Genomic DNA, 26,043 nt, shown 5'->3' with positions numbered 1-26,043 from the left:
TAAATATAAAAAGCATGAGTCTAGCAAAGGACATGTAAAAAAGTTAGACAGCATAAGAAGATGATCCCTGTATTTAATAGGGATCATCTTCTTTATTTTCTACTAATATCGATGCCAATTAATACTTGATTAATGAGAAATGATTAAAGGTTTACTTTATTTGCAAACGAAAAGGAATCTTTATGTTTAACAAATTTTTTATGATCTGGAACGTTTTGAATTGCTACAATTTGCGAATCTCTTGCTTTCAGTGCATCTTGAATCCCGATGGTCATAAGCTTAATAAATAGAATCGTAATAAAGAATGAAGCGAGAGTATAAAAAATAATCCACCATGAAAGATTCATTTCATTACGATTTAATCCAATAAGACCTGCCCAATCATTAGATAGAGAAACAGGTTTGAGCACTCCGTCATAGAGTTCACGCATTTGTATGCCGCCAATTACAATGTTAAGCAACGCTAAATGGATAACGAGTATGAGTGTTTGGACGATATGTTCCATAAATAATACAAATAAGCGGTCAAGTAATAAGACTCGTAAGTGTTTTTTAATAATATGAAAACGACTAGCCCCTAGTAATTGTGAACTTAAGATGTAATCTTGTTTCATAAATTCATCAACCTCTGAGGATATGTATAAAGAAAGTGTAGGCAGAGCGACGAAAATAAGTACGAGTACTTGATAAAACGTAAATGAAATATTTGGATCTACCCCATCAGCATTTGATGTGATTATAATATTAACGGGCGTGATGAGTATGAATGCGATAAATAGAGTTGGAATATAATAAAAAACTTCTGAGCATGACTGGAAAAATCTCTTGAGTTTTGGAGCATATAAACTTAAGAGGATTCCTATACATGTTCCGCATAAAATTCGAAAGAAGCTAATTGCTACGGCTAATAAAATAGTGAATTTTGCTCCTTCTACAATTTGTAAGAAAACAGACTCTCCAAAACGATCAGATCCAAAAGGTGGAATTAACGATGGCGGAAAGGGGGCCTTTCCAAGTAATTCGTTATTGTCATTGTAAAGTAACTGAGGAGGTTTTGGGATGTTATCTTTAAAGAACCAACTATAAATAAAACTAGCTGAAATAAGTATGAATAGATAAGTAAAGCCGATTAAAAAGCGTTTTGATTTCCAAATAGATTTCATAATGATACTCCTTTCAATTGCTTTTTCCATCTATTCATCATGAATGAGACTATTTGGAAAATGGCATAAAACGGTAAAATAATCATAACAAGTATGATAAATGCAGCGGGAGGTGAAACAAACGCCTTATTAAATAGAAATTGAATAATGCCTTCCATATTAAAAACAAATTCTAAAATGAATAAATTAGAAAGTAAGAAAACAAAAATCGTTTTTAAATGGTGAAAGAAGTGGATAGATATATTTTTGAATAAATGAATGCAGAGTATATAACTTGATGAAAGGCCTTTTCCATATGCAACCTCTACGTAATGTTTTCCTTCTTCTTCTTTTATGTATAACACCATCATCCGAAACATTTGTAATGTAGGTAAGACAGCTAATGATAAAATAGGGAGTAAATAAGCTCGATTTTCATTAAAAGAAATAATAGTGACAGGAGATTCCCCGAATTTTTGAAGTACCCATATGAAGAATATTTGCAAACAAATCATCATCATCATATCAGGGACAGCTTCTAATATGAAAACAATTCGGTTTATCCATTTTTTTATATAATCTTTCGCTAAAAAATAAAAAAATGCCATGCTAGATGATAGAAAGAGAGCAAGAAAAAAGGCTAAAAATAATATAGTAAATGAATATAGGTAAGGTTCTAAAACAGTTGGAAATAATGGTGTTTTTTTGAAATGGCCAAACTTCGGGTCTGATCCTATAATCACTAATGATTCAGGGGAGAAGACCTGTTTTAACATGGTAACGATCTGATTAAAAAAATAAATTGGTTGAATGGTAAACCCTTGTTGAGTGATAAATAAATAAGGTAAATTTAATAATAGTAAGAGTGATAAAAGAATTGATGAAAGCTTAATTGTGAATTGAGATATTTTATTTAACATTAAACCCCTCCGACACCTTTTTACAACATTATACAATAAATTCTATATTATTGTTTTATTTTTCTGAAAAATAAAAATGCTATTAAATTTTATAGTATGTAAGATATATTTACAAGATAAAAAAGTGATAGCAGGGGGGCCGCGCTCTATGTTTATCAAGATAAAAGGACTAGTGAATCTAAAGCAATAAACAAGAGCAAAATGCACAGAATTCTCATTCTGCGGGTAGTTACTTTTCTTGGCTTGATGGTTATGTAACGTGATCCCTAAAAATGAATATTGCTTTTCAACGCTTTTTCATGCAAATGAGTAGAACGTATGGAGGACTATGTATGTGTTGTTAATGAGAGGAAAGAGTGTATTGCGTAAAGAATATAACGTAATTTTACCGCACGGAAAAGCTAAATTTAGTATATAAGTGAAATGGAATGAGGGGATTTACTTTTTGTTGTGAAAAAAATTTTCTTTTTATAACTTGATAAATGAAAAAATATTTTATATACTAATTCATGTAAACGGTTTACTAAATCGTATTTTGCTAGAAATGAAGGGAAGATTCGCATGGAAACAAGGGGGAGAGTAATCGGGATTGATATCGGTACCACAAGTACAAAAACGGTTGTGTTCACAGAAAAAGGAAAAGTCATTGCATCACATGCAATCGATTACCCAATTATTCAACCGAATGTAGGATGGGCTGAGCAAGATCCTGATGTAATATGTGCCGCTGTATACAAAAGTGTAAGCGTTGCCATTGAAAAAGGTAATGTATTACCAGAAGATATTTCTTCAATCGGTATTAGTACAGCTATGCACGCATTAATTGCAGTAGATGAAAATGGTGCGCCATTAACGCGTTCTATCATTTGGGCAGATAATCGAAGTACGAAGCAATCAGAAAAATTATTACAACAAATGAATGGGCATGAAATTTATAGACGTACAGGTACACCGATTCATCCGATGTCACCACTTTCTAAATTGTTATGGATGAAAGAAGAGGAACCAGAGTTATATACAAGTGCCTATAAATTCATTTCCATTAAAGAGTATGTGATTTACCAATTATTTTCACGCTACGTAGTTGATTATTCGATTGCTTCTGCTACAGGGTTATTTAATTTAGAAACATTAAACTGGGATGAAGATGTTTTGACTATGTTACATATGTCACCAGAACAATTATCAACCCCTGTACCCACTACATATATTTTATCAGGTATGAAGCCAGAATTAGCACAGAAGATGGGGATAAGTGCAGAAACACCAATTGTCATCGGAGCAAGTGATGGGGTTCTTGCAAATGTAGGAGTTGGTGCGATATCACCGGGTGCGGCTGCAATTACGATTGGAACGAGTGGTGCGGTTCGAACAATCTCATCAAATATAAATACAGATGAGAAAGGGAGAACGTTTTGTTACGCATTAACAGATGAGCACTGGGTAATCGGTGGTCCAACGAATAACGGCGGAATATTACTGAGATGGTTACGTGATGAATTTGGTAGTCCAGAGCAAGAAGTAGCAAGAAAGCTCGGCATTGATCCTTATGATTTATTAATTAAATATGCAGAAAGCGTACCAGCTGGAGCGGATGGGCTATTGTTCTTACCTTTCTTATCTGGAGAACGCGCACCTTACTGGAATGCAAACGCTCGTGGTACATTCTTTGGAATCAATCTTCAACATAAACGAGAACATTTTATACGTGCAGTGATGGAAGGTGTTTGTATGAGTGTATATTCAGTAGCACTCGCAATCAGGGATTGTACAGGGCCACTTACTGAAATACGAGTTTCAGGAGGGTTTGCAAAATCTGCATTTTGGAGACAAATGTTGTCCGATATGATGGGAAAAGAATTGTTTGTACCTGAAAGTCATGAAGCATCTGCGCTTGGGGCAGCGGCAGTTGCTTTATATGCTGTAGGAAAAATTGATTCTCTTGAAGAGGTAAAGGATTGGATTGATATTGTCCATCATCATGTACCGAATAAAGAAAATACGGCTATATATTTAGAAATGTTTTATATGTATGAACGACTTTACAATCGCTTGAAAGAAGAATTTGATTGTATAGCTGCTTTCCAACGTAAACAATAGGGGGATTGGGAGAAATGGTAGTTGGGATCGTACTAGCGGCAGTTGTCATACTACTTTTACTTATTACGGTAGTAAAATGGCATCCATTTGTCGCATTAATTTTAACAGCAATTGGTGTAGGTTTAGCAATGGGAATGCCTTTAATTGGAACTTCACCAAAAGATCCAGGGATTATTGATTCTATTAAACTAGGGCTTGGTAATACGTTAGGCTTTTTAGCGATAGTTTTAGCACTAGGAACGATGCTTGGAAAAATGATGGCCGAATCTGGCGGTGCTGAACGTATCGCTAACACATTAATTAATCGTTTTGGGAAGAAACGAGTTCACTGGGCGATGATGTTCGTTGCATTTTTAGTAGGGATTCCGGTATTTTTCCAAGTTGGATTTGTCCTATTAATTCCGTTAGTATTTACAATTGCGTTAGAAACTGGGGTATCACTTATTACAATCGGTATTCCGCTAGTAGCAGGACTGTCAGTCGTACACGGACTTGTTCCACCGCATCCAGCGGCAATGGCGGCAGTTGGTATTTTTAAAGCAGATGTAGGGAAGACAATTTTATATGCGTTAATTGTCGGACTTCCAACTGCAATTATTTCAGGTCCACTTTACGGGAAATGGATTGGTGCTCGTATACATAAGGAAGTACCATTAGATATAGCGGAGCAATTTGTTGAAAAAGATAAGAAGAAAGAACTTCCTAGCTTCGGAAATACATTGTTTACTATTTTACTTCCAGTATTTCTTATGCTTGGTGCATCCATTGCTGAAGTAGCATTAAATAAAACGAGTCAACTTGCACAAGTGTTACACTTTATTGGAGATCCAATAGTCGCTTTATTAATTGCAACGATTTATTCTTTCTTTAGCCTTGGTTATGCAAAAGGATTTTCTAAAGATAAAGTATTACAATTTACAAATGATTGCCTTGGACCAATTGCAAACATATTGTTAGTAATTGGTGCAGGTGGCGCATTTAATAAAGTATTATTAGATTCTGGAATTGGTACTACAATTGCTGAAATGGCGAAAGAATCACATATTTCACCAATATTACTTGGATGGGGAATTGCTGCACTTATCCGAGTTGCGACAGGATCGGCAACTGTTTCTATGATGACAGCAGCTGGTATTGTTGCGCCGATTGCAGCAAGTACACCAGGTGTAAATGTTGAATTATTAGCACTTGCAACAGGTGCAGGGTCATTAATTTTATCACACGTGAATGATTCAGGATTTTGGATGATTAAAGAGTATTTCGGAATGACTGTGAAAGAAACGTTATTAACATGGACTGCAATGGAGACTATATTATCTGTAGTAGCACTTGGGCTAATTTCGATATTAAATATATTTGTATAGAATAGGAGATTGATTAATATGAAACTAGGATTAATTGGATTAGGAAAAATGGGATTCCCATTAGCTGAACACTTACATGAAGACAAGCATGAAGTAGTTGTATACGATGTAAATAAAGAGCTTGTAGAAAAGGCAGGAAAACTAGGAATTACTGCACGTCATACATTAAAAGAAATGATCGCTGAATTAGAAGCTCCTCGTACGATCTGGGTAATGGTGCCTGCAGGAGAAGTTGTAGAGTCAGTATTAAAAGATGTGTATCCGTTATTAGATGAAGGTGATATCGTTATTGAAGGTGGAAATTCATTCTATAAAGATACGTTACGCCGTGCTGAAGAAGCAAAAAGCTTCGGATTACATTATGTAGATATCGGTACATCTGGCGGTGTAGAAGGAGCTAGATACGGTGCTTGTTTAATGGTTGGTGGAGAAAAAGAAATTTACGACCAATTAGAACCTTTATTTAAAGATTTAGCAGTAGAAAATGGCTATTCTTATGCTGGCCGCGTTGGTAGTGGTCATTTCTTAAAAATGGTTCATAACGGTATTGAATACGGCATGATGCAAGCAATTGCTGAAGGATTTGAAGTACTAGATAAGAGTGACTTTGATTTCAATTATGAAGATGTTGCAAAAGTATGGGCGAACGGATCAGTAATCCGCGGTTGGTTAATGGACTTAACTGAAAAAGCATTTGCAGATGATCCTAAACTTGATGGCATTAAAGGTGTAATGAACTCTTCAGGAGAAGGGAAATGGACTGTTGAAACTGCGCTTGAGTTACAAGCAGCGGCACCAGTAATCGCGATGTCATTATTTATGCGCTATCGTTCTCAGGAAGATGATACATTCCATGGAAAAGTAGTTTCAGCACTACGTAATCAGTTCGGTGGACATGAAGTTGTAAAAAAATAAGGATGTTTTTGAAAAGAAACTTGTGCATAAGCGCAAGTTTCTTTTTTATAGTTTAAGAAATTACTAATTTAAAAATACCAATCAATCATCGTTTTTTTGTCACAAATGACAGCTTCAACATTCATTGATTGAACAATATATTCTATATTTTCTTCTTTAGCTAATAATAAGGTTGTAAAGGAATCGTATATACTCATAAACGCATACTCATTGTCTTCCCCAGTAATAATTAACTCATTATTGCTAATGTCCCAAATATCTAATGGAGTAGTATTATTTACCTGTAATAATCCGTTTGTATCAAGAATTGGTTCAGAGAAATATAGATTTTTTGCACCTTTAGAACCGAGGAGTTTAAGTAATTTGTGTAATAAAAATATAGACGTATAATCTTCTGTTGGATAATAAAGATCTTTTTTTAAGTTTGAATGTAGCTTTTCAGCTAAATCCTCTCTTTTATATTCTTCTGAAAAGGCACTAATGGAAGTCAACATGGCCATTGCTAGGTCTGCGTATGAATGTAATCCACTACAAGACATCATTTCCTTCCAAGAAACGGATTTCCCATTGTGAATGATTTCTTCAGCGCTAGGATAGATGTGCTCATATGGTCTTTTTCTCACAGACTTTTCCCATCCTAAAGGCATTTGGACAAATGGATGTAGCAATATAGCTGCAGATTTAAAATTACTTGGTAGTTGTTCTAAAATTGGTGATTTGTCATCTAGCCAAATGTAATCCAACAAAACATAACCTCCTCTTAGACTTTGAAATGTACGGATTCCCGTATTATGTTTTTTTGTATTGATTGTATCAAATATAAAGCGAAGCATGAAATATGTCCCAACATAAAAGTAAGAATAAATAAAATGAAGTTTTCATAAATAGTAAAAGGGTGCTTATGTCATCAGTATAGCTAAAAAATGTTGTTACATATGAGAAGAGCGTGTTAATAAAATATGAGGTGGTTAAATGGGAAATGAGCAAGTGAAGTCTGTAAAGGAAGAAAAAAAGTTATGTCTTTGTATGATTGTCAAAAATGAGTCTAGAATTATGGAAAGATGTTTAAATGCAACAAAATCAATTGTAGATTATGTTTCTATTTGTGATACTGGATCGACGGATAATACGCCTGAAATTATAGAAAATTGGTGTAAGGAAAATGAGATACCTGGGACAGTTCATCATGAGCCGTTTAAAAACTTTGGTTATAACAGAAGCTTAGCAGTTTCATTAGCGCAAAAAACATATCCAGAAGCGGATTATTTATTAATATTAGATGCGGATATGATTTTAGAGGTTGATCCGAATTTCGATAAAACGAGCTTAACGGAAGATCATTATCTTACATTGCAATATGATGTTCATATTAAATATTGGCTTACACGTCTATTAAAAGCTTCTTTACCATGGAAATCTGTCGGTGTTACTCATGAGTATTGGGATATAGATCGCTCAAAAGTTGGAGCGAATTACAATACGAGGGTAGATCGGTTAGAGACTCTTGTCGTGAATGATCCCGGAGATGGCGGGAGTAAAGCTGATAAATTTGAAAGAGATGAGAGGTTGTTGTTACAAGGAATAAACGATTCAGAAACAACGCCAGATTTGCATATAAGATATTTATTTTATTTAGCCCAAACTTATTTTCATTTAAGTCAATTTGAAGATTCGATTAAATGGTATAAAAAACGAGTGGAAGCAGGGGGTTGGGTTGAAGAGGTATTCTATTCGTTATTGCGAATAGGGTTTTGTTATGAGCAGTTAGCAAATCGTTCAGCAAATAAACAAAATGAAGTGACAGATGCTGATGAAAAAGAAACTGTTAAAGGGCAAGAAGAGAAATATTTAGCATTAGCTGTTTTTTATTTTCAAAAAGCGTGGGAATATAGACCAACTCGGGCTGAACCATTATACCAACTTGCAAGGTTGTATCGATTACGATCTCAAAACAATATTGCTTTGATGTATGCTCTGCAAGGCAAGGAAATTCCTTTTCCAAAGGATGATCTTTTATTTGTAGATTATCATGTGTATGATTACTTATTTGACTATGAAATTTCTATTAGTGCTTTCTATATACCTCATAAAAAACATTTAGGGGCCGTGTCGCAAAAGTATTTGGAATCGATTAAAGAAGAGATTCCATTTCATATAGCAAATGTAGTAGAGAATAATGCGAAATTTTATTAAATACATTTTCGGTTAAAGGAGTAGTGGAGTAATCATGGAATTAATGCGATGGGCGATTGAACTAGGAGAATCGGTGCATGGAAATACGTATGAAGAATTGATGCCACTACTAGACTATTATTATGACCGTGATCATTTAAAAGCGTATTGTATCGCAAATCTTCTTTTAAACATGGATGTATTAGATGAACATCGTGAAAGAATCGAATTAAGAAGATGCATCGCTGCTTATTATGCTGGATTATATAAAGTAGCAAGAAAACATGCAAATGAGTTAGTGCTTAAACATCCGGATGTAGATTTATATAAAAATAATTTAAAATTAATGGAAGCTTATTTGAATAAAGAATATGATTATTGTCTTTTTATATGCCCAAAGACATACGGTAGTTTCATAGATGTTGCGCGAGCTTTAAAGTGGCGGTTGGAGCAGGAGGGAAATACAGTAATTATATCAGAAACAATACTAGAAAATGTAAAGAATACAGTTGTTTTTGGAGCACATACATACGCATATAACCCGAATCTTCTTCCGAAAGATGCAATTATTTATAATTTAGAACAGCTATACGAAGGAAGTCCATATGCGCACCCCCTTTATTTAATATTATTAAAAGATAGAGTGATTTGGGATTATAGTAAACAAAATATAGAATGGCTAAAACAAAAAGGGGTAGGAAAAGAAATAAAACATGTAAAAATGAACTATGCTCCAACTTTGGAAATAAAAAAAGATGCATTTGAAGATGACATTACTGAAGATATTGATATTCTGTTTATAGGTGCTCTTAATCCGAGGCGGCAAGCTATTTTTGATCATCTAAAAGCGATTGCCCCAAATTTAAATATAGTTTTTAAAAATAATGCGTGGGGAATTGTTAGAAATGAATTGATTGCTAGAGCTAAAATTATATTAAATATTCATTTTTATTTATCAGGAATTCTTGAAACACCTCGCGTGTCTTATGCAGTCGCAAATAAGAAATTTATTATTTCCGAAAATAGTAATCCAGAAGATGAGGTAGAGTGGCCAGGAATTGTGTTTACTCCGTACGAAAAAATAATTGAAAACGTAATGAAATATATAGAATTACCAGAAGAACGGAAAAGATTAGCGGAAAAAGCATATAATCATTTTGAAGCAAATGAAAGTTTAGGTACATTGAGTCTCAGAGATGAAACGAAGTAATTGTGCGAAACTCATACGAAAGTATGAGTTCTTTTTTGTTTATCATACTATTTTATGAAACAAGTTAACTCTTAATATTGTGTTTTGTATAGAAATTTCTGATAATATATAAGTAGAACTTGAAAACAAAGGGGAGAAATAATCATGAAACTAGTCGTTATTAATGGTACACCAAGAAAATTTGGTAGAACTCGCGTGGTGGCAAAATATATTGCGGATCAATTTGAAGGGGAATTATATGATTTAGCAATTGAGGAGTTACCTTTATACAATGGAGAAGAGTCACAACGTGATTTAGAGGCAGTAAAAAAATTGAAAACGTTAGTGAAAGCTGCGGATGGGGTTGTATTATGTACACCAGAATATCATAATGCGATGAGCGGTGCGCTGAAAAACTCTTTAGATTACTTAAGTAGTAGTGAATTTATTCATAAACCAGTTGCGTTGTTAGCGGTTGCTGGTGGAGGTAAAGGTGGAATAAATGCATTAAACAGCATGCGAACGGTCGCTAGAGGTGTTTATGCAAATGCCATTCCAAAACAAGTTGTGCTTGATGGATTACATGTGCAAGATGGTGAACTTGGGGAAGATGCCAAACCATTAATTCATGATGTAGTTAAAGAATTAAAAGCATATATGAGCGTATATAAAGAGGTGAAAAAGCAACTAGGAGTGGAGTGATATGTCCTCACTTTATCATGATTCTCGCTTGTATTACATTCTAGGGGCCAATAGTCTATCTGCTATTGGTTCCGGAATTGTTATGATAACGATTCCGTGGCTGTTAATTAAAGAGAGTGGAGGAGAGACAACATTTGGTTATGTTTCTATCATTGCAACCCTCATTATGTTTTTATTAACACCATTCATTGGGCAAAGTATTGATCGTTTTTCAAGAAAATCTTTATTGCTATGTAACGAAGGAATCGGAATTGCCGTAATTGGAATAATGGTTATATGGGGATTTGCGGGGCAACCTTATCATTCTATTCACTATATTCTTATTTATATAGCCGGATCATTCTACTATTTATTATTTTATCCTACAATATTTGCGTTCAACCAAGAGATATTTCAAGCGGAACATTATAAAAGTTTAAGTGGAACGATGGAAATACAAGGACAGTTAACACAAGTTATTTCTGGAGCGGCCGCGAGCTTCTTAATTGAAATTGTATCTTTGAAGTGGATTTTGTTAGTAGACATGTTAACTTTTGCTGGAGCATTTTTTCTTTTCTTATGTATACCGTACGTAAAGAAAAAAGAAGTGAAAAGAAAAATAACATTTAAGAAGCAATTGTTTGAAGGAATTCACTTTATGAAAAAACGTCCTAAGCTCTTTTGGTTCTTACTGGCTACTTATATGCCGTTTATAGGTGTCATGATGGCAAATTATTTAATACCCGTGTATATTTCGGATATACTCAAAGCCAATGCCTCTGTATACGCAATAGAGGGCACGATGTACGGTGTCGGAGCGGTTGTTGCAGGAATCTGTATTCCACTCATAATGAAATATGTCAAAACAGAAGTTTCAATCGTTATGACGATGTTCATTTATGTAATTTCAATTACCGCAATGAGTATTGAACCTTCCGTAATTTTCTTATATGGACTTGCAATTTTTCATGCAGTTGGAAATGCGGGTACAAGAGTGGCGAGAAATGTATTGATGATGGAGGAAATTCCAAATGAAGTAATGGGACGTGTAGACAGCTTATTTCGCCTAATTGGTACTGGAATACGAATTTTATTATTAATGTTGTTTACAGCGGGTGTATCTAAAGTCGGAGTCATGCTGCCGTTTTACGTATTAAGCTGCATATTGATCTTCTCATTAGGAATCGCTATTTATTATGTACTATCACAACGTAAAGTAGCGGCGCATGTTTCTAATAAATCAATCGTTTGAAAAAACACTTCTGCCTCCCTTTCTTTTTCTATATAATAACAAGAAAGGGAGTGAATACTTATTTATGAACAAATGGATCTTTCTTATGATTTTATTATTACCGCCACTATACATCATTTATATGACGTTTCGAATGAACAAAGTTGCTCGTGAAAAGTTGAGCTATCACTCTCCGTACGTTCTTATACTGGGTGCAAAGTTATTTGGGGATAGACCGTCTTTATCTCTTCAAAATCGTTTGGATGTAGCGTTGGAGTATTTATTTTCCCATCCTGAAGCGAAAGTAATTGTTTCAGGTGGTCAAGGAGAAGATGAAGATATACCGGAAGCTCATAGCATGAGAAATTATTTAATGGTACACGGTATAGATGAGAGTCGTATTTTAATAGAAGATCAATCTACAAATACGTATGAAAACTTAAAATTTAGTATGGATTTATATAATGTGAAACATGCGGTAGTTGTAAGTAATACATATCATTTATATCGAACGAAAATAATTGCAAAGCGTTTAGGTATGAAGATGGAGGCGCTAGCTGCTGAAACACCAATTCGTTCTAAGAGAAAAATGTATGTTCGCGAATATGCTGCTATTATGAAAACAATATTGTTCGACCGTTAGAGCTCAAATGCGAGCTCTTTTTTAATTTAAAAGCGTATCATTTGAAATGAATGCCATCTTCCATCAAAATAAAGGAAACAACAGTAAAGGAGTTGTGTTTGTGATTCAATTTAATCATGTGTCAAAATCGTATGAAGATGGCACGAAAGCAGTGGATTCATTGCATTTAGAAATTAAAAAGGGAGAATTTTTCGTTCTCATCGGTCCGAGTGGTTGCGGGAAAACAACGACAATGAAGATGATTAATCGTTTAATCGAAACGACTGAAGGATCGATTTTAATCGATGGAAAAGATATTCAACAATATAATATAAACGAATTACGTTGGGATATAGGATACGTGTTGCAGCAAATCGCTTTGTTTCCTCATATGACAATCGCTGAAAATATTGCAGTTGTTCCAGAAATGAGGCAATGGAGCAAAAAGGAAATAAAAGCACGCGTCGATGACTTGTTACATATGGTTGGATTAGATCCGGATATATATCGAGATCGTATGCCTGATGAATTGTCAGGAGGACAAAAACAACGTGTCGGTGTCGTGCGAGCATTAGCCGCAAACCCGAAAATCGTTCTTATGGATGAACCATTTAGTGCGTTAGATCCATTAAGTAGGGAACAGCTTCAGAAGGATATTGTACAGTTGCAAAAAAAGATTCAAAAAACAATCGTGTTCGTAACACATGATATGCAAGAAGCATTATCACTTGGAGATCGCATTTGTATTATGAAAGAAGGAAAAGTTGTTCAACTAGATACACCAGAAGGAATTATACATAATCCGAAAAATGAATTTGTAGAGGAGTTCATTGGAAATCGTGGACGAACTTGGTATGAGGAGAAAAGTGTAGCAGATGTATTGCCACTTGATCAAAGTGTGCAATTAGAAGGGCAGGCACTATCATTACATTCTTCTTTACAAGAAGCGTTAGTTCGTGTGCGTGATGAGGAAATCGTTCCAGTTGAAGAAAACGGTCAATATATTGGAGCGTTAACAAGTCGTCATATCGTCAATTACATTGTTGAACAAATGAAGGAAAGAGGCTAAACAGTGACTAATTTTATACAAACGTTCCAAGAACGAAAAATAGAATTACTAACTGCATTAAGTGAGCATTTACAAATATCGCTTATTTCATTATTTTTTGCAGTAATTATAGCGGTGCCACTTGGCATTTTATTAACAAGAAAAGAACGAATGGCTGAATTTATAATAGGAACTTCTGCAGTAATGCAGACAGTGCCATCACTTGCATTACTCGGACTATTAATTCCGTTAGTAGGAATCGGAAAACTTCCAGCGATTATTGCATTAGTTGTGTATGCACTATTACCTATTTTACGAAATACATATACAGGAATAAGGGAATTAGATGAATCACTAATAGAAGCCGCGAGAGCTATGGGGATGAATAGTTGGAGAAGGCTGTGGAAGGTAGAGCTTCCTCTTGCATTGCCTATCATTATGGCAGGTATTCGTACAGCGATGGTATTAATTGTTGGAACGGCTACATTAGCAGCTCTCATTGGTGCTGGTGGGCTCGGTAAGCTTATATTATTAGGCATAGATCGAAATGATCATGCACTTATCATTTTAGGGGCCGTACCAGCCGCGTTACTCGCTTTATTCTTTGATATAGTACTTCGCATACTTGAACGACCGAAACGCTCTTCTAAGCGTGTTATATTGACGATATGTATAGTTGTAGTAATGATTGCTTCTCCATTTCTTTGGAGTACAGAAAAGAAAGATATTGTTATTGCGGGCAAACTTGGATCAGAACCTGAAATTTTAATTCAAATGTATAAGCAGCTTATTGAACAAGATACCGATTTAAACGTACAATTAAAACCAGGTCTTGGAAAAACAGCATTTGTATTTGAAGCGTTGAAATCCGGGGAAGTAGATATATACCCAGAATTTTCAGGAACAGCTTTATCTACTTTCGTGAAAGAAGAACCAAAGAGCACAAATCGTGATGAAGTATATGATCAGGCTCGCATTGGAATGGAAAAGAAATATAATATGGTTATGTTGAAGCCAATGGAGTATAACAATACATATGCACTAGCCATGCCGAAAAAAATAGCAGATCAAAAGAATATAAATACAATTTCTGATTTAGGGAATGTTGCGCAGGAAGCCAAAGTAGGGTTTACATTGGAATTTGCTGATCGTGAAGATGGTTATAAAGGAATGCAAAAATTATATAACTATAAGTTCTCGAATGTTAAAACGATGGAGCCGAAGCTGCGTTATAGCGCAATTCAATCTGGAGATGTTAACGTAATTGATGCATATTCAACAGATAGTGAATTGGAGCAATACGGACTGAAAGTGCTAAAAGATGATAAAGGGTTATTCCCACCTTATCAAGGAGCACCATTATTAAGAAAAGAAACGTTACAGAAATATCCTGAACTTGAAAAGGTATTAAATAAATTATCTGGAAAGATTACAGATGGAGAAATGCGAAAAATGAATTATGAAGTTAACGTAAATGGTAAAAGTAGTGAAGAAGTCGCAAAACAATTTTTAGAAAAAGAGAATTTACTTCGTTAAATTTACAAGAAATATACAAATTTATATGTTTGAAATGACCGTTCATTACAAAATGAGCGGTTTTTTTTGTGCATACTTATACATTTTTTCAAAAAAGTATTCCATTTTTGTTCATTTTCTTTTAGAATAAGTAATGTTTTCCTGAAAAAATATAAGAGAAACGTCTATTAGAGAAAAAGGTGACTTTAATAGTTGAACGAACATAACACCTAGAATGACAGATGGGGTGGTACAAATAGAAAAGAAGTTAGGATTTTTTCCGTTAATCGCATTAGTAGTTGGAACAATGGTTGGTGGCGGTGTTTTTAGTTTACCGCATGATTTAGCAGTAGGAGCAAACAGTGGTGCAATAATAATTGGCTGGTGTATTACAGCGATGGGAATGATTCCACTTGCGCTCGTATATCAAACGTTAGCAAGACAAAAACCGGAACTTGAAGGTGGAATTTATAGTTATGCACGTGCTGGTTTCGGTGAATATATTGGATTTAATAGTGCTTGGGGATATTGGCTAGCAGGAATCTTAGGTAATGTCGCAACAATTATGTTACTGTTTAGTACATTAGGTTATTTCCTTCCAATTTTCAAAGGAGGAAATAATGTTGCATCTATCGTTGGGGCATCACTTTTATTATGGACACTTCATTTTCTAATTTTATTTGGAATCCGTGAAGCTTCTATTATGAATGTTATCGCAACAATAGGGAAGTTAGTTCCAATCGTTTTATTTATTGTTGTAATGGTAACAGCCTTTCGCTGGGACACATTTACACATGACTTTTGGGGAGAAGGAACCTTCTCACTTTCCGCTATACTTGGTCAAGTGAAAAATACAATGCTTGTAACACTTTGGGTTTTCATTGGAGTTGAAGGAGCGGTTGTATTATCCGGAAGAGCGAAGAATAGCCGAGATGTTGGTAAGGCAACAGTAATGGGACTTATTTTAGTAATGTCCATATATATTTTAATTTCTGTTCTGTCAATGGGAGCGATGACAAGAAGCGAACTTTCTGTGCTAGAAACTCCGTCAATGGGACATGTATTAGAGCATGTTGTTGGTCCATGGGGTGCAGTTGCGATTAACATTGGGTTAGTTGCTTCACTTGTCGGTACATTAATTGGCTGGTTTTTACTTGTTTCTGAAATTTCTCATGTAGCCGGAAAAGATGGCGTATTTCCGAAAGTCTTTACGAAAACAAATAAAAAGCAAACACCGCACATGGCATTATGGATTTCAAATGGTGTTGCCCAAATTATATTTATCATCGTTCTGTTTTCAGAATCAACATATCAAATTATGTATTTCATTGCATCAACATCAATTTTATTACCATATTTATTATCAGCGTTATTCCAATTTAAATTAGTCATTACAAACGAGCTAAAAGACGCTAAATTAAAAAATGGAGCGTTAGCTTTAATTGCTTCTATTTACTCTGTATGGCTTCTTTATGCAGCTGGTTTAAAGAATTTACTACTCGTTTCAATTGTATATGGAATTGGAATTATTGTTTACACGTTTGCAAGAAAAGAACAAGGGAACCGTTGCTTTGCAGGTGCAGAGAAATATGTGATGTGGGCAATTATTATTGCGGCTATCACATCACTGTATATGTTATTAACTGGAAATATAAAAATGTAAAAAGTCCTTTTCATTTAAAGGGCTTTTTTCTTTGTTTAGAGAATATTTACTACATAAGATATTCAGGAGGGATGAGAATGGAAGAAAAAGAACAGTTGTCTAGAATAATTGATTTAGCTAGTGAGTTAAGGAAAGTATTAGTGCAAGAATCTTTTTTTAATCATCATCCTGAGCTGAGAGGAGTCATTGAGAATTTAGCAAGTTCTGTTGAAAATTTGGCGGAATTGCAAAAAAGTAAAGATGAAAACGCTGAAGATCGATTACGTTACGTACTTGCTAAAATGAAAATTGCTCATAATGCAATTTTACAAGAGAAAAAAGCATTTCCTTCTCATTAATATACGTTTTAATTTTGAACCTGGCGGATAACGTCAGGTTTTTTATTTCTAGTTTTTCGTTTCTTTCATACACTAAGAATAGTATGAAAAAAGAAGGTGACTAAGGTGAAATTACATAAAGCTCTTCAGCCAAGTTTTATAAAACGAATGTACTATATGAGATTTTTAGGGAAATTTACAAAAGCTGAAAAAGAGAAGAGTGGAGAGAATTTCTTTGTACAATGCTTATCGCCAATACCATTCACTTTACAGGAACAATTTGCAAATGAACCATATGTATTTGAGGGGTTATGTAGTAATAAAAAGAATGAAAAAATCTTTTTGGAATTAAAGAAAAGAAAACTAGAAAAGCAATTAGTGATGTTTCGTCTTTATTATGAAAGAGGAAATGTATACGTGGAGTTAATATGTACAGAAGAACCGAAAGAAATAGCAAGCAGCTATAAAATGATTCCGGCACCTAAAGTTACAAATAATAAAAAAAGAGAATCTTTAGAACGAAAACTTAGCAACGGTTATTTATCATTCCTAATGCCTAAATTTCCGAAGGACTTTGAGCCTCCCGAATTATTGTGGCACGATGGAAGACTGTATGGAAACATATCCTTAAAGTCATCAATTAGCTCAATCGCATATTTTGAACAGAAACGTGAATGTAAATATATAAACTGCAGTGACTGGACGAAGTATGTAGAAATAGCGGTAGAAGATCAATTATATTTTGTAAGTGATCATGTGTATGAGCAATTAAAAAAACGAATGCATGAAGAAGGTAAGCTAGTTGAAGTAGAGGATATAAAAGTGCAAAAAGATGAATGGGAATGGGATGAGCGTGAATCGTCCTTTTTACAGTATGTACAAAGTATGGTGCATAATAAAGGGCTATATTTGGATGCAACGGATATTTATAATTTCCATATAAGTGTAAAAACAAATATGTTAACGATTCTTGGTGGTATACCGGGCGTTGGGAAATCACGTTTTGTGCAAACTTATGCAGAAGCATTAGGATTACAGTATGGGGAAGAATTGGTTTGGATTCCAATTTCACCATCGTATCAAGAACCACATGATTTACTTGGTTACCTTCATCCAAATGGTACTTTTATTGAAAGTGAAACGAAGTTAGTTAGGACGTTAATGAAGGCGAAAGAAAATCCCAATCAACTGTATATTATCGTTTTTGATGAAATGAACATGTCACATATTGAGCATTGGTTTACTCCATTTTTATCTGTTCTTCAACTTGAAACAAAAAATCGTATTTTAAACTTGTATGAGGGTGTTCAGGACATTGAGAATTCAATTCCATCAACAATTGAAATTGGAGAAAATATTATATTTGTAGGTACTGTGAATTTTGATGAAACAACGAAAGAGCTCTCCGATCGATTATTAGACCGAACGAACTTAATAACGTTACAAAAAATTCCGTTTTGTGAGATGGGCATGGAACTGGGGAAAGTCGTATTACACCCACCTTTGAAAGTAACAGCGGGAGAATTTCGGATAAATTGGATGAGAAATAAAGCGATGATTGAAGTGTTTTCTGAAGAAGAATTAGAGCTATTAGATAAGTTGCATGTCGTATTGTCATCACATGATGCGTCTAAGGGAATTTCTTTCCGATGTGCAAACGCAATTGCGACTTATTTGCAAAATATACCGTTCCAAAATAACCATACCTATATGATCAGTAGAGAAGAAGGGTTTGATTTACAAATAAAGCAGCGTGTATTGACGAAAATCAGAGGGACCGAAATGATGGTTGGTTCTTTACTTTCTGAAGAAGCAAAAAGGGGAGCGACCTTAGTACCTCTTTTGCAATCTGCACTTGCAAACAGAGTATCTACATTTGAACACTCTTTATCATATATACGAGAAAAACGTAGGGAACTGGAGCTGTATGGATATGCAAAATGAAGGGCGTTACGAAACAAAAATCGTTGATACGAATGAAACGCTCCCTTTTGTATTAAAGTTAATCATTGGAAATGAGGGAAAAGGAGATTATATTTTATTAAATCGTCTTTGTACATCTACTACAGCATTAGTTCAATGCATTTATAAAGTACAAGAATTAAAACCGATTAGATTGCAGTACAATTATGAAATCCCAATGAATATTACTTTTATATGGAATAAAGTATATGAGGGACAGAAAAATATAAAAGAGGCTCAATATGAAATAAATGAAAAAAAACAAAGAGTATTAATATATGAACATGGGAAAACAGAATTCTTTTATCCATGGCGCTGTGGTTTATACCATTTTGAAGTGCGTATAGAAGATACAACGTATTATGGTGCTTTTCAAATCGTACCGAAAAACTTTTTTGATGATCAATTTGAAATGATTCAAGACTATGTGAAGTCAATTTTAAATGAGTTGATTTTGGATAGAGGTTATTATAAAAAGACTTTCTCTGCACTTAGCGATATTGAGGATTCTTCTTATTTAGTGTTGCTTAGAAAGTTACCCCAAAAAATGAAGATGATAAAGCAAATCTTTAAGAAAATAGAATCAAGCTCAAAATTTATAAATGCATATAAATGGGAAGGAAAAGAGAGAAAGCCAACAAGAAAAGGAACCATAGTGGCAGAAAGAAAACCTTATGCAAAACATTATAATCGTAAGTTTATGGAACAAAAAAATAGTAAGGAAAATGCATTTCTTAAATATAAATCGATGCAATTTTATCATTATTTAATTGAAGCTAAAAGTTTTTTACGTCAAACAATTGAAATATTAGAAAGAGAAAAAAAGAAAAAATCAGAAGAGTTTCAAGCCGTAAAAACAATTATACAAACAATTGAGCGTAATGGATCAGTAACCGATAGAGAGAAGCAAAAATATAAAAATATACATTTACTAAAAGAAGCCGATTTACGAAAGAGCTCAATGAAAATACAAGAATATAAAATATTGGCGCACATTGTTCATGAAAATGTACAATACTTTCAAATGTTAATGCACTCCTCGTTTTGGAGGGAAGTTACTGAAACAAGTAACATGAACTTACATGATTTACCGATACCACATCAACAATTACTACATCATTTAGAAGTACTCCCGCAATATACGGATCAATCTCCATCGTTATTATTTGTTTATAAGCCAACGTTTTTAGTGTATGAATATTACGCTTTTTTTATCGTTATTTCAATTTTAGAGCAAATTGGTTTTGAGGCTAGAAATTCCATTCGTGAACAAATACAAGAACATTTTTATGTAGATGGATTACAAGATGGAACGACAGTAGTTTTACGACGAGATGATTTAAAGGTGCATGTCGCATTTAATGACTTAATTGAAACACATCCCCTTATTGCATTAAGTAAAGGGAGTAATTTTTACAATGGTGAGGATACGAAGAAGCCAGATATTCGCTTAGACTGTTTTGTAAAAGAAGATGGGAAATACGTATATAAATCTTCTATTATTATTGAAGTGAAGTATAGTCCAATGTACAATATTTTTCAGCACGTCGGAAATACGAAAGCAACTGAGCAAATGTATAAGTATTGGTCTATAAAGTATGTAGAAGAACAGGATGGAAAGCGAGTCTATTATCGAAGGTCAATTTATGAAGTCATTTGTGTATATCCAGGAAGCCATATGCATAGTAAAAAAATTGAGTCTGGATGCGGTGTTTTCTTGCAGTTATATCCATATAAGACGAAACAAGGGGAAGAGAAATTAGCTGGAAAACATGGGATGGTACAAATTTTTGAAAAGTGGTTAAAAAGCATTGAGAAGTAAAAGAAATCCTTTTTCATAAAGGATTTTTTTAGATTAAGAAGAATTATATGCTGTATGGAAAGAAACATATTGTAAGTTAGATTTGAAAAGTGATACAAATGTGTTATTAAAAGGAATGTGAGCGCGGGATAAAAGTCGATTAAATTGGAATCTAATTCATTTTGCAGAATATAATAAGTAATAAATATTTTTAGTTGCATACGAAGATTTGTTCTTATATGATAGATAGTGAAAGCGTTATCAAAAACAGAGCGACGATGGGAAAGGCGGTTAAATATGTTCCAGCGTGTTCAAACAAAGGAAGAACATTTTGGGTTCGAGCAACTATGGGGAGATTTTTGTGAAGAAAGAAACTTAATGTTCGTAGAACGTAATTTAAATCCATCACGATTTTTATTAATAGAAGATGAACATCCTATTGGTACAGTAGAATGTATTAAGTATACGGTACCTGAACAATCAAATTCTGAGTTTTTCTATCCGTTTTCTAAAAATGATTTAGTAAAAGATTTGAAGAATGTGTATGAAATAGGCAAGTTAAGTATTTCGAAAACGTCTCGTGGGAGAGGACATTTCAAAAGGCTAACAGCTATTTTATTTATACATGCGTTAGAAACAAAAGCTGAATGGTACATTGCAGCAGTAACAAAAAGAATGTATATGTATTTACTTACACTCGGTTTTCCAATTGAACCGATAGATAATCCATTTCAGTTTCATGATACTTTACAAGGTGTACCAGTAAGAATTCATGCTCGAAAAGGGGTTACGCATTTGTATTCTTTAAAAGAATTTCGCGATGTGATTCAAGGGAATGCTCATGCACAGGCATTAATTGCAGAATACAGTAAAAATATTATGTTAACGAAATAAAACGAAGTGAATATGTATAATAAAGAGAATAATATTTTTATAAGATATAACTCTTCATAAAAAAAGACCCTTATTATTTTAATAAGGGTCTAAAAATTATAATCCAAATATACTAAAAATCATTTTGCGGCGCTTCGGTTTCTTTTCTCGTTCGTATGTTGGTTTTGAATCAGGAGTAATATAAATGGGTTCTTCTTTCGTTAGGGCAGCTTCTAACTTTTGAATTCGTTCTAACATTTCCTCCATTTCACGACGGTGTTGTAAAAGTTGGTACGTGACGACATCATTTGCCTTATCTTGCATTTGTTCTTCCATTCGATCGAGTCTTCTCGTAATAGTGTTTAATTGATCAGCTAATTGTTCAAAATCATTCGATGATATGTTTTGAACAATTGTATTGACTTGAGTTTTTAATTCTTCAACCTCATTTGAGGAAGTCTTTTGAGTAGGTTGAGGATTTTGAGACTGCTCTATTTGAAATAGATGGTGTTCTAACATTTGATCGACATCATCTTGTGTAAAAATAAAGTGGCCATATTTGTTTTTTTCTATCGTAAGATTTAATTGTTGCGCGATCCGGACAACAGCCTTTGGGCTAACACCTAATTTTTTTGCGATAAATGGTGTTTTATATTCCAAAATAATCCCTCCTATATATATCCTGTTAAATGATTTCGAGCTATGAAGTAAGTTCCCTTCTAGTGCGACAAAAGAAGTGTGGAATCGGCAAAGAAAGTGTTTTTTCACGAAATTGAGTTGAGAAGAATAGTTAGTTTAAATAAAAATGTTTTATCGTAACATTTAGAATAATTTGACGAGTGTAAATGAATTAGATTATCATAATGATAAATATCTTTTTTATGTATGCATATAATATATAAAAAGGTGGTTGCTAATGTAGAATTTTGTTAGAGTATTAGAATGCTTACTTCACTTGAATAAAATTAAGTAGGAGGTGGCTTCCTTGCTTACAATGTAAGTAAGGAAAAGTATTTGGACATATATAGTATAAGTATAGTGATTGTTTTAATTGCCTTAACGGCATTTTTCGTTGCAGCAGAATTTGCAATTGTTAAGGTGAGAAGTTCACGAATTGACTATTTAATTGCAGAAGGAAATAATCGTGCAACATCGGTCAAAACAGTCATTACAAACTTAGACGAATATTTATCTGCTTGTCAGTTAGGAATTACTGTTACAGCTTTAGGAATTGGGTGGTTTGGTAAACCTGCGTTAAAGCAAATGTTTGATACGCTTTTTGCAAATTGGAATATCTCTACTCAACTAGCAGACATTTTTGCTGTAACTTTAGTATTTTTGTTAATTACTTTTTTACATGTTGTAATAGGGGAATTGGCCCCAAAAACATTTGCAATTCAAAAATCTGAACAAGTGAGTTTGCTTGTTTCTAAGCCGTTAATTTTCTTTTATCGTATTGCATTCCCATTCATTTGGCTATTAAATGGTTCAGCTCGAATCATTACGAAGCTGCTAGGGCTGAAACCGCCGAAGGGGCATGATGAGGTTCATTCAGAAGAAGAATTACGGTTGTTAGTTTCAGAAAGTTATAAAAATGGTGAGATTAATCAATCTGAATATAAATATGTAAATAAAATTTTTGAATTTGATGATCGGATTGCAAAAGAAATAATGGTACCTCGAACTGAAATGAATATTATAAGTAAAGAAATGCCTGCTGAAGAAGCTTTGCAAAAAATGTCTCGCGAAAAATATACAAGGTATCCAGTTGTTGATGGCGACAAAGACCACGTAATAGGTTTTGTGAATTTTAAAGATATTTTTACTGAGTTTGTACAACATAAAGCTGTTAATAAGAAGACAGTAGAGCAATATATGAGACCAATTATTTTAGTTATCGATTCTATTCCAATTCATGATTTGTTTTTAAAAATGCAAAAAGAAAGAACACATATTGCTATATTGATAGATGAATATGGTGGGACATCTGGACTTGTTACTGTTGAAGATATTTTGGAAGAAATTGTTGGAGATATTCAGGATGAGTTTGATACGGATGAGCAGCCAGAAATTCAAAAGGTTAGTGAAACGAAGACGATACTAGAGGGAAAAGTACTTGTTAGTGAAGTGAATACGTTATTTGGTTTAGGGATTGATGATGATGGTGTTGATACAATCGGTGGTTGGATTTTAACGAAGAATATAGAGATTGCTGAAGAGGATTCCGTTGAAATTGAAAATTATAAGTTTTGTGTGAAAGAATTAGATGGACATTATATAAAAAGATTAGAAGTTACAAAGATAGTAGAATCGATTGTTATTTTAGAAGATGAAAAACAAATTTCGTTACAAGAGCAAATTAGCTCGTAAACTCTGCTATATAGCAGAGTTTTTTTGAGCATAATGTTTTTTGAGGGATAAGGGCTATGATACAATGACATAAGTTGAAACCTTCACTAGGTGAAGTATTGTTGTATACATATATTTGGAAGGAGAAGAAGTATGAAAAAGCATTTATATATAAACGGAAATTGGAAATCTGTAAACACGTATAAACCATTATACGCACCATATTCTGAAGAAACATTAGCGGAAATTGCACAAGGAACGGAAGAAGATGTAAAAGAGGCTGTTACTGCTGCAAAAAATGCAATGATAAAAATGAATAAATTATCTGCATATGATCGTGCGACTATTTTAGAGAAAGTTGCACAAAAAATGGATGAAAGAAGAGAAGAATTTGCAGAGATTATTGCAAAAGAAGCTGCAAAACCAATACGTGCTGCAAGGGGAGAAGTAGATCGTACTGTTCAAACGTACAAATTTGCAGCTGAAGAAGCGAAGCGTATATATGGTGAGACATTGCCATTAGACGCCGCACCTGGTGCGGATGGGCGTATTGCATATACAATCCGAAAGCCGATTGGGGTTATAGGGGCTATTACACCATTTAATTTCCCGTTAAATTTAGTAGCGCATAAAGTTGGACCAGCAATTGCTGCTGGAAATACAGTTGTATTAAAGCCAGCTGATCAAACGCCATTATCATCTTATGCATTAGTTGAGTTATTTGAAGAGGCAGGATTGCCAAATGGAGCTTTAAATATCATTTCTGGCCCTGGCGTCACGGTTGGTGAGGCAATCGTCAAAAATGATTACGTTGCTTCTATTACTTTTACTGGAAGTCCAAAAGTTGGAATCGGAATAAAACAAAAGGCTCGGCTAAAACGAGTTACGTTAGAACTAGGCTCAAATGCTGCTGTTATTATTGATGAAGATGTAGAGTTAACAGATGAAATAATTGAACGTGTAAAATGGGGAGCATTTGTTAATAATGGGCAAGTTTGTATTTCCGTACAACGTGTTTTTGTACATGAAACGAAAATGCATGAATTTCTCTCGAAGCTAAAGAAAGCGATGGAATCAGTTGTTGTTGGTGATCCACTGCTTGAGGAAACGGATGTATCAGCTTTAATTTCAAAAAAAGATGTAGAGCGAATTGATATGTGGGTTCAAGAAGCAATTAAGGAAGGAGCAACTGTTTTATGCGGTGGTAAGAAGCGGGATGCAAGAATTTTTGAACCAACTGTATTAACAAATGTTCCAGATCATGTATCTGTGCAGTGCCAAGAAGTATTCGGTCCACTCATGACAGTAAATACATTTAAAGAATTTGATGAAGCGATTGAGCAAGTAAATAATTCGCGTTACGGCTTACAGGCAGGAGTATTTACAAATAATTTATTTAAAGCAATGCGTGCAATTGATGAGCTAGAGGTTGGTGGTGTCATGATTAATGATATTCCAACGTTCAGAGTAGATCATATGCCTTATGGTGGTGTGAAAGAAAGTGGCACGGGGCGCGAAGGAATTAAATATGCAATAGAAGAAATGACAGAAATGAAATTAGTATGTATTAAAAAATAAAATAGAAAACTTAAAATTTGCGCTAAAAAACGAGTAGGGAATGTTTACGATTCCATACTCGTTTTTTTACGCTTTTAGTAACTATTTAATTAAGTGTAACTTTTACTTCATTTCTTGTTTGAAAATAGTATCTTCTACATAAATTTGTTCTTTATCTACAGCAGTAGCATGAGTTAATACTAAACCGATTGGTGTTTCTGTATCTTTATTTTGAACAATTGTAAAAGGAACATTTTTTTCGTTTGCTAATTTAATGTATTTTGATAAATGTGGGTAAGCAATGCTACCATTTAGGAGGAGTTGTAATGATTGAGAAGAGCGCATGCTACCTGCCACTTCAGAGTATACATTACTTTGCATTACTTGACCGATCGTTAAAGCGATTTCTACACGCTCACGTAATGTAGTTAAATACATATTACGTTCTTCTGGTTTGTTTTGCTTTTGGCCGTAAATGCCTTCTTGGAGATAATCTTCCACATTTTTATTTACCATATTTTTCACACCTTTCATTTTCTATTGTACGCAAGAATTAAAAATGATGCAAAAAAAAGTCGTTTTGACTACGGAAATAATGAAAATATGTGAAGGAAAAAGGGAA

The 26,043-nt window shown here is 34.0% G+C and carries 22 protein-coding genes; 17 read left to right on the top strand and 5 right to left on the bottom strand.

Translation table 11 applies throughout. The annotated features are described in order from the left end of the window. Positions 1–143: 143 nt before the first annotated feature. Positions 144–1,163, bottom strand: a complete 1,020-nt coding sequence (locus tag OXT04_RS09975) for an ABC transporter permease (protein ID WP_000836572.1) — start codon at positions 1,161–1,163, stop codon at positions 144–146. Continuing rightward, complete coding sequence (locus OXT04_RS09970) at positions 1,160–2,062, bottom strand: ABC transporter permease subunit (RefSeq protein ID WP_267414215.1); 903 nt, start codon at positions 2,060–2,062, stop codon at positions 1,160–1,162. Before OXT04_RS09970 ends, OXT04_RS09975 begins: the two co-directional genes overlap by 4 nt. 561 nt (positions 2,063–2,623) lie before the next feature. Between OXT04_RS09970 and gntK the strand changes: the two genes are divergently transcribed. The 3 genes from gntK to gnd are packed head-to-tail and all read left to right on the top strand — an operon-like array spanning position 2,624 to position 6,441. Continuing rightward, positions 2,624–4,162: a gluconokinase gene (gene gntK / locus OXT04_RS09965; protein ID WP_000449997.1), complete on the top strand. Its 1,539-nt coding sequence runs from the start codon at positions 2,624–2,626 to the stop codon at positions 4,160–4,162. Between the two features lie 14 nt (positions 4,163–4,176). Further along, the gene (locus tag OXT04_RS09960) at positions 4,177–5,526 is read left to right on the top strand and encodes a GntP family permease (protein WP_139213224.1); all 1,350 of its coding nucleotides are present in this window, start codon (positions 4,177–4,179) and stop codon (positions 5,524–5,526) included. 18 nt (positions 5,527–5,544) lie between these two features. Next, a complete protein-coding gene (gene gnd / locus OXT04_RS09955) occupies positions 5,545–6,441 on the top strand; it encodes a phosphogluconate dehydrogenase (NAD(+)-dependent, decarboxylating) (RefSeq protein ID WP_000765981.1) in 897 nt (298 codons plus the stop codon). Positions 6,442–6,509: 68 nt separating this feature from the next. On the opposite strand, the gene OXT04_RS09950 is transcribed toward gnd, so the two are convergent. Next, positions 6,510–7,274 carry a DUF2711 domain-containing protein gene (locus tag OXT04_RS09950; RefSeq protein ID WP_100910296.1) on the bottom strand — a complete coding sequence of 255 codons (765 nt, stop codon included), beginning with the start codon at positions 7,272–7,274 and terminating at the stop codon, positions 6,510–6,512. A 139-nt stretch (positions 7,275–7,413) separates the two neighbouring features. Here OXT04_RS09950 and OXT04_RS09945 point away from each other — a divergent pair, with 139 nt between their 5' ends. The 12 genes from OXT04_RS09945 (at position 7,414) to OXT04_RS09890 (ending at position 21,536) form a co-directional block, all read left to right on the top strand. Beyond that, on the top strand, positions 7,414–8,634 hold the full coding sequence (locus OXT04_RS09945; RefSeq protein WP_000526231.1) for a tetratricopeptide repeat-containing glycosyltransferase: 1,221 nt from the start codon (positions 7,414–7,416) through the stop codon (positions 8,632–8,634). 34 nt (positions 8,635–8,668) lie between these two features. Further along, the gene (locus tag OXT04_RS09940) at positions 8,669–9,823 is read left to right on the top strand and encodes a CgeB family protein (RefSeq protein ID WP_088023313.1); all 1,155 of its coding nucleotides are present in this window, start codon (positions 8,669–8,671) and stop codon (positions 9,821–9,823) included. Between the two features lie 144 nt (positions 9,824–9,967). Continuing rightward, positions 9,968–10,504: an NADPH-dependent FMN reductase gene (locus tag OXT04_RS09935; protein ID WP_000780355.1), complete on the top strand. Its 537-nt coding sequence runs from the start codon at positions 9,968–9,970 to the stop codon at positions 10,502–10,504. 1 nt (position 10,505) lies between these two features. Further along, complete coding sequence (locus OXT04_RS09930) at positions 10,506–11,735, top strand: MFS transporter (protein ID WP_053564593.1); 1,230 nt, start codon at positions 10,506–10,508, stop codon at positions 11,733–11,735. Positions 11,736–11,799: 64 nt separating this feature from the next. Beyond that, positions 11,800–12,357, top strand: coding sequence for a YdcF family protein (locus OXT04_RS09925; RefSeq protein ID WP_001045718.1), 558 nt, complete (start codon positions 11,800–11,802; stop codon positions 12,355–12,357). Positions 12,358–12,457: 100 nt separating this feature from the next. Continuing rightward, positions 12,458–13,405, top strand: coding sequence for an ABC transporter ATP-binding protein (locus tag OXT04_RS09920; RefSeq protein ID WP_000614076.1), 948 nt, complete (start codon positions 12,458–12,460; stop codon positions 13,403–13,405). 3 nt (positions 13,406–13,408) lie between these two features. Then, positions 13,409–14,920 carry an ABC transporter permease/substrate-binding protein gene (locus OXT04_RS09915; protein WP_090976475.1) on the top strand — a complete coding sequence of 504 codons (1,512 nt, stop codon included), beginning with the start codon at positions 13,409–13,411 and terminating at the stop codon, positions 14,918–14,920. Between the two features lie 214 nt (positions 14,921–15,134). Continuing rightward, positions 15,135–16,562: a basic amino acid/polyamine antiporter gene (locus OXT04_RS09910; protein WP_267414203.1), complete on the top strand. Its 1,428-nt coding sequence runs from the start codon at positions 15,135–15,137 to the stop codon at positions 16,560–16,562. Between the two features lie 77 nt (positions 16,563–16,639). After that, positions 16,640–16,900, top strand: a complete 261-nt coding sequence (locus tag OXT04_RS09905) for a hypothetical protein (RefSeq protein ID WP_000391447.1) — start codon at positions 16,640–16,642, stop codon at positions 16,898–16,900. A gap of 105 nt (positions 16,901–17,005) precedes the next feature. Continuing rightward, entirely contained in the window at positions 17,006–18,823 is a 1,818-nt protein-coding gene (locus OXT04_RS09900; protein WP_142669934.1) for an AAA family ATPase, read from the top strand. Further along, positions 18,813–20,663, top strand: a complete 1,851-nt coding sequence (locus OXT04_RS09895) for a hypothetical protein (RefSeq protein WP_100910583.1) — start codon at positions 18,813–18,815, stop codon at positions 20,661–20,663. Before OXT04_RS09900 ends, OXT04_RS09895 begins: the two co-directional genes overlap by 11 nt. A 276-nt stretch (positions 20,664–20,939) precedes the next feature. Next, the gene (locus tag OXT04_RS09890) at positions 20,940–21,536 is read left to right on the top strand and encodes a hypothetical protein (RefSeq protein WP_000487795.1); all 597 of its coding nucleotides are present in this window, start codon (positions 20,940–20,942) and stop codon (positions 21,534–21,536) included. Between the two features lie 96 nt (positions 21,537–21,632). On the opposite strand, the gene racA is transcribed toward OXT04_RS09890, so the two are convergent. Next, positions 21,633–22,175: a chromosome-anchoring protein RacA gene (racA, locus tag OXT04_RS09885; protein WP_000456013.1), complete on the bottom strand. Its 543-nt coding sequence runs from the start codon at positions 22,173–22,175 to the stop codon at positions 21,633–21,635. Between the two features lie 354 nt (positions 22,176–22,529). On the opposite strand from racA, the gene OXT04_RS09880 reads away from it, so the two are divergent. Together OXT04_RS09880 and OXT04_RS09875 are read left to right on the top strand one after the other, a co-directional pair. Next, a complete protein-coding gene (locus tag OXT04_RS09880; protein ID WP_000356253.1) occupies positions 22,530–23,885 on the top strand; it encodes a hemolysin family protein in 1,356 nt (451 codons plus the stop codon). A gap of 132 nt (positions 23,886–24,017) precedes the next feature. Then, a complete protein-coding gene (locus tag OXT04_RS09875) occupies positions 24,018–25,442 on the top strand; it encodes an aldehyde dehydrogenase family protein (protein ID WP_000716481.1) in 1,425 nt (474 codons plus the stop codon). Positions 25,443–25,544: 102 nt separating this feature from the next. On the opposite strand, the gene OXT04_RS09870 is transcribed toward OXT04_RS09875, so the two are convergent. Next, positions 25,545–25,937: a YueI family protein gene (locus tag OXT04_RS09870; protein ID WP_000247562.1), complete on the bottom strand. Its 393-nt coding sequence runs from the start codon at positions 25,935–25,937 to the stop codon at positions 25,545–25,547. Between the last annotated feature and the right edge of the window lie 106 nt (positions 25,938–26,043).

Origin of the sequence: Bacillus sp. GC_Bacil_1, from assembly GCF_026540675.1 — a bacterium.
In the GTDB taxonomy this organism is placed as follows: Bacteria; Bacillota; Bacilli; order Bacillales; family Bacillaceae_G; genus Bacillus_A; species Bacillus_A cereus.
Note: the sequence above shows the minus strand (reverse complement) of the source record. Positions and strands in the feature narration are given on the sequence as shown.